The 5,532-nt window shown below is 42.2% G+C and carries 6 protein-coding genes; 2 read left to right on the top strand and 4 right to left on the bottom strand.

Annotated elements, in window-relative coordinates:
* Window positions 1-568, bottom strand: a 568-nt coding sequence (locus tag CXF78_RS12380; protein ID WP_102036961.1) for an LON peptidase substrate-binding domain-containing protein, incomplete at its 3' end; no start/stop codon positions are given.
* A gap of 213 nt (window positions 569-781) precedes the next feature.
* Window positions 782-1,837, bottom strand: coding sequence for an alpha/beta hydrolase (locus CXF78_RS12385; RefSeq protein WP_102036962.1), 1,056 nt, complete (start codon window positions 1,835-1,837; stop codon window positions 782-784).
* Between the two features lie 105 nt (window positions 1,838-1,942).
* On the opposite strand from CXF78_RS12385, the gene CXF78_RS12390 reads away from it, so the two are divergent.
* Together CXF78_RS12390 and CXF78_RS12395 are read left to right on the top strand one after the other, a co-directional pair.
* Complete coding sequence (locus CXF78_RS12390) at window positions 1,943-2,404, top strand: NanQ anomerase/TabA/YiaL family protein (protein WP_102036963.1); 462 nt, start codon at window positions 1,943-1,945, stop codon at window positions 2,402-2,404.
* Between the two features lie 380 nt (window positions 2,405-2,784).
* A complete protein-coding gene (locus CXF78_RS12395; protein WP_059745724.1) occupies window positions 2,785-3,708 on the top strand; it encodes a manganese-dependent inorganic pyrophosphatase in 924 nt (307 codons plus the stop codon).
* Window positions 3,709-3,793: 85 nt separating this feature from the next.
* Here CXF78_RS12395 and CXF78_RS12400 read toward each other — a convergent pair whose 3' ends face one another.
* Both CXF78_RS12400 and CXF78_RS12405 read right to left on the bottom strand, forming a co-directional pair.
* Complete coding sequence (locus tag CXF78_RS12400; RefSeq protein WP_011638981.1) at window positions 3,794-4,198, bottom strand: DUF1850 domain-containing protein; 405 nt, start codon at window positions 4,196-4,198, stop codon at window positions 3,794-3,796.
* A partial coding sequence (locus tag CXF78_RS12405; RefSeq protein ID WP_102036964.1) for a TRAP transporter permease occupies window positions 4,198-5,532 on the bottom strand: 1,335 nt, incomplete at its 5' end. The genes CXF78_RS12405 and CXF78_RS12400, both read right to left, overlap by 1 nt.

The raw sequence follows: 5,532 nt of genomic DNA on the forward strand, positions 1-5,532 counted from the left end.
CGTGAGATTTTAGTAATTGCAGCACAAAATCCATGGTTTTATGGCAATTAGGTTGTTCAACTAAAATCAACTTATCACGGTTATACATAGGTAAAACCTCTAACCAACGCTGACTCACCCAAGCGGCATCTTCTAAATGAGTTTGTGAATACAATTCCAGTAAATCTGGATTCACTTGATAAAATTGTTCAAGTGCGGCGCTGATAATTTCAAACTCACCCGCAATGGGCTCATTGCACCAATTAGGGCAAGGGAGTGCACGAGCAATCCAACAACCATCTCGTTTTTGAGCCGCAGATAAAATTTTAAGACGCTGCAAGCCTTCAATAACAATGCTTAAAGAACCATCCTCTAACTGATTGAAATCAATAATATTGCATTGGGTTGCTGTAATATAACAAGGCAGTTCGCTATTCACTTTCAATGGCGCAAAAGCTAAACCATAGTGGCCTTTTAGTACATCGGCAACCATGGCTAAATCACTCGGTGACACGACTCTAATTTCAAGTCGTCCACCGGGTAATAGCACAGCATCTTGAATCAGTAATGCTACTTCTTTTGTTTGCATAACAGCCTCCTACACCATAGGTGAAGTTACTGAACCAAAGTCAAATCAATGAAACAAGTGTAGCAGTGGTTAATTATTCAACAACTTAAGTAGCCTAATATAATGCTTACTACCGACATAACCACCCGTTTTCGCTACGCCCTACTCCAATAGACCTTGTTTAATACGACTATCTTTCAAAAAAAGTACAAAAAACATTCAACTTATTGGATCTTATAAACGCTCAATACGATCCATAATAGTGCCAGAAGCAACAATTTCAGCAAACTCGTCAGCTAATACCTGGCTTTGCTGCACGCTTTGCTGCCAATAGGTAATCCGACTTTTAGTATCTAAATTTTTAAAGTCTTCACGGTCAGGAATTTTACTAAACGGTAAGCTTGCAATAAATTGCTTACTCGGCGCTAAAATTAAACCATTGTGATAATTCGCTTTCGCTTTACGCCACAATAAGGATTTATCAAACCAGCCTGGGCTCATGTACGGGTAAAAGTGTGGATACAAACTCAAGCCTGTAGCGGCAGGCAATGGCATATCAAAATGATAATCGGTTATGCCACCATCGTAATAATGACCCTTAGGCGAGCCTTGCAGATCTTTTACCGGATCAAGTAGTAACGGGATCGATCCTGTCGCTAGCAATCCATGGCGGATATTGTCTTGAGTTAACTCGACATGTTTTGTGGGCAAATCTTTCAAACGTCTAAAAGGTGATGCGGCGTCTTTATGGCTTAAAATAACCCGTTCAAAGTGCCAGCCTAAGCTTTTACGATTGACCACATTACTTACTGCAGCCATCGACAGTCCCATCATTAAGCCAAATTTGGCATGAATGCGATTTAAATGACGGGCACGACAAGCCACCATATGATGACGAATTAACGGATTAGCAATAATATCAGCACCTTGCTGCTCACCTAAAATGCCATCAACAATTTGTAATACTTGGGCACTGACTTGTTCACGAGTCGGCTTTTTTTCGTAGTTCTGATGAATATAAAAATGCTCTAAACGTTCATAAGCCGCTAATGGGTCTTGTTGCGCCATACAAGCTAAACGCCACGCACCCGACGACGCGCCCATGGTATAAAGGGGATCTTCGCGCCCCTGAAAAAACTCACTAAATAAATATTTATCTAAGCCAGCTATCGCCAACCACTTAGGTCCGCCTGATGCTGCAAAGAGCTGAGTAAACAATGATTGATCTAAGCCATTCGCTTCTAGTTGTTCGTAAGCAGTTGGTCCAGCAAGTAAACGTAATGCAGGCAATGTACAATCCTTCTTATATTTGTAATGCTGTTATCTTTGTAAAACTGTATGCTTTAGCGCTAATACGCTAGCATATTTTTGTGGTTCATATCTTACGGAATTTTTATGATTGTTGATACTTTAGCAAATCGTCACCTATACACTCAACTTAGCCCGAGATTAGCCAAAGCATTAGCCCATCTCGCGGACACAGACTTTAGCCAGCTTGAAGTGGGCAATTATCCGCTTGAAGGCAAAGATATTTTCGTTATCGTTAATGACTATGAAACTAAGCCTAAAGAAATCGAACCCTTTGAAGTTCATCAACAGTATATTGATGTGCAGTATGTGGTTAGCGGGGAAGAAGAATTTGGCTATTTACCGTTAGCCAATCAAACACCTTCTAAGCCTTATTTTGACAAGCATGACTATGCTGAATACGACTATGAATCTAACAAAGATGATGCGGCGTTTATTCCGCTAAAAGCGGGCATGTTTGCACTATTTTTCCCTGGCGACATCCATATGCCAGGCACCAGCCCAACACCACAAAAAGTTCGCAAAGTGGTGATAAAAGTACGGGTATAACGATATGGCCTTAACAAATGATGAATACTCAGTCCTACTGCTGAATTATTAGCAAAAAATCGCTATTTGAGAGAAGTCTGCTAAAGTTAATTCCAGTACAAGAAGCACCTCGACAGAGCACTTGAGATAGTCTCAATAGAATACTGAAAAGAGACTTCGATAACGTTGTTATCCCAAGCTAAAGACAAATATACACCTACCCTGAGTAAAATATAAAAAGCCCCGAGACTCTCCGCTCGGGGCCTTTTTTTGTCAATTAAACACGCATATCATTATGGATAACACTCATATGGTAAGTTGAACCGTTGAAGTGGTATTTTTTAATGCGATGAAGATCAATACTTGTTAAAATCAGGGCAACTTTATAGGAGAGTCTTTCAATGGCAATGTATGTAGTGGGTCACAAGATCCCTGATTCAGATTCAATTTGTGGTGCTATAGCATTAGCATATTTAAAAAACCAAATCGATGAACCGGCAATTGCAGCCCGTTTAGGCGAGTTATCACCAGAAACCGCATTTATTTTAGAAAAATTTGGTTTTGAAGCACCAGAATACAAAACCAGTTACGCTGGTGAAGAAGTCTATATTGTTGACCATTCAGAAATTACTCAAGCACCAGATGATATCGCTCAAGCGACTATCGTCGGTATTGTCGACCATCACAAATTAGGCGACCTAACCACTTCTACTCCGCTAGAATGTTGGATCCGTCCAGTTGGTTGCAGCAACACCGTCATCAAAATGATGTATGATTTCTACCAAGTAGAAATTCCAGCAAACATTGCAGGTATCATGATGTGCGCCATTTTAAGTGACACCGTTATTTTCAAATCGCCAACCTGTACCACTGCCGATATCCGTTGCGTTGAAGCGTTAGCTAAAATCGCCGGTATAGAAGACTTTAAAGAACTCGGCATGGATATGTTTAAAGTGAAATCAGCAGTTGAAGGCACACCAGCACGTGACCTTGTTATGCGTGACTTTAAAGACTTCAACATGAACGGTAACCTAGTGGGTATTGGCCAATTAGAAGTTATCGATTTGTCTGTATTTGACGATATCAAAGCTGACTTAGAAGCTGATATTGCTAAATTGAAAGTTGAAGGCAATCGTCACAGCGTATTATTGCTGCTAACCGATATCATGAAAGAAGGTTCAGAAATGTTAGTTGTTTCTGATTCAGCAGACTTAACTGAGCGCGCTTACGGTAAACCTACCGTTGATGGCCGCGTGTGGTTAGACGGCGTATTAAGCCGTAAGAAACAAGTTGTACCTGCACTGCAAGATGCATTTGCAAAGTAATACTCTGCATGCAACTTAAAGAAAAAGCTGAATCAATTGATTCAGCTTTTTTTATGCTTCAGCGCCTATCTATTATGTCGATTAACTAACTTGGTATATCACAGCCCCATAGCTCAATGGAGGGCTGCTCAGTGGTAGGCTCACCCACCCAATAACTCATAGAATGGCATTGTTGCCCAGCCTGAGTCGATGACACACATAACTGATAATCGCCTGCTTCTGGAGTGCGGCCCAACTTTAGCATTGGCAAAATAGGCAAATGCGGTTTGTAGTGCCAACTGCCATCTTTTAACACTGCATCGGCAGGGATCTCCATTCCTGCGCCACTGCCTTTTACCCTTGCTTGTTCTAAAATAAAACCTTCATTAGTTAATCGATAATCTTCGGCCCAACGAATTTTCTCAATAGTGTGAGTCCAAGACAATGTCATCTGTTCAGCAGGCACTTGAGCCCATATTGTGCCTGCTAAACCCAAACATAGCCCTAGCATTATTCGCCCTGCGCTAAACGTTTTAGCTTACGTGCACGCCATACGTGGTGCAAAATAAACACCAGTGCCAAACCAAAGCCTAACTCATCACTCAGCGGTGTCGCCATAATTAAACTGCCACCAGCAATAAAGCCTAAAACACGTTCCCACCAATAAAGGTTTTGTAATAAGTAGCCGGTAAATATTACGCCCCAAATCCCTATAGCCACCGTCGCTTTAAGGACCACATAAATCGTTTCTAACGCACCACCACTTTGGAGCATTAACGCAGGATCGTACACCGCCATAAACGGAATAATAAACCCAGCAATGGCAATGCGAATGGCCCATAAACTGATTTTTAAGCCTTTCTCTTTGGCGATTGGCGCCGCGGCGAAACACGCCAGAGCAACGGGTGGTGTAAGGTCTGCCATAATGCCAAAATAAAACACAAACATGTGCGACACAATTAACGGTACGCCTAAATCCAGTAACGCTGGCGCGGCAATTGAGCTGGTAATAATGTAATTAGGAATTGTCGGGATCCCCATACCTAATACCAAACACGTCACCATCGTCAGCACTAAAGACAAGAATAAGTTATCTTGGCCGACAGCCAGAATATAGCCGGCAAACGTTGAAGCAATACCGGTTAGTGACACTACACCAATAATCACGCCCACTAGCGCACAAGCAATACCTACAGGTACTGCATGTCGCGCACCTTCAACTAACGCATGCACACATAATGTTAGGGTTTCTTTGCCACCTTTAACAAACCAACAAATCACCACCAGCATAGCGATAACGCCAAACATCACCCCTATACCCAACTGGAAAAAGCCTGCACATAACACCCCTAGCGCTATCCAAAAAGCAAACCGCATAGCAGCTGATGATAGATTGAGAATAATGGCCGAACCTAAAATCACAATCGCAGTGAGTGCTAAGCCAACCATGCCAGAAAACAGCGGTGTACGACCTGAAAACAGTAAGCCAATCAAAATAAATAGTGGGATTAATAAGTACCAACGCAACTTAATAGCCGCCCACGGATCCGGACATTGGTCTTTGGGTAAGCCAGATAAATTGGCGCGTTTAGCTTCTAAATGCACCATCCAGAACACCGAACAAAAATACAATACTGCGGGGATCATCGCCGCTTTAGCAATTTCAATAAATTGCACATTAATAGTTTCTGCCATAATAAAGGCCACGGCGCCCATAATCGGCGGCATAATTTGGCTGCCCATACTGGATGTGGCTTCTACCCCACCCGCAAAAGCAGACCGATAACCAAAGCGCTTCATTAACGGAATCGTAAACTGGCCAGTGGTGACCACATTGGCAACTCC

The organism is Shewanella sp. 11B5 (genome assembly GCF_002836795.1).
Taxonomy (GTDB): domain Bacteria; phylum Pseudomonadota; class Gammaproteobacteria; order Enterobacterales; family Shewanellaceae; genus Shewanella; species Shewanella frigidimarina.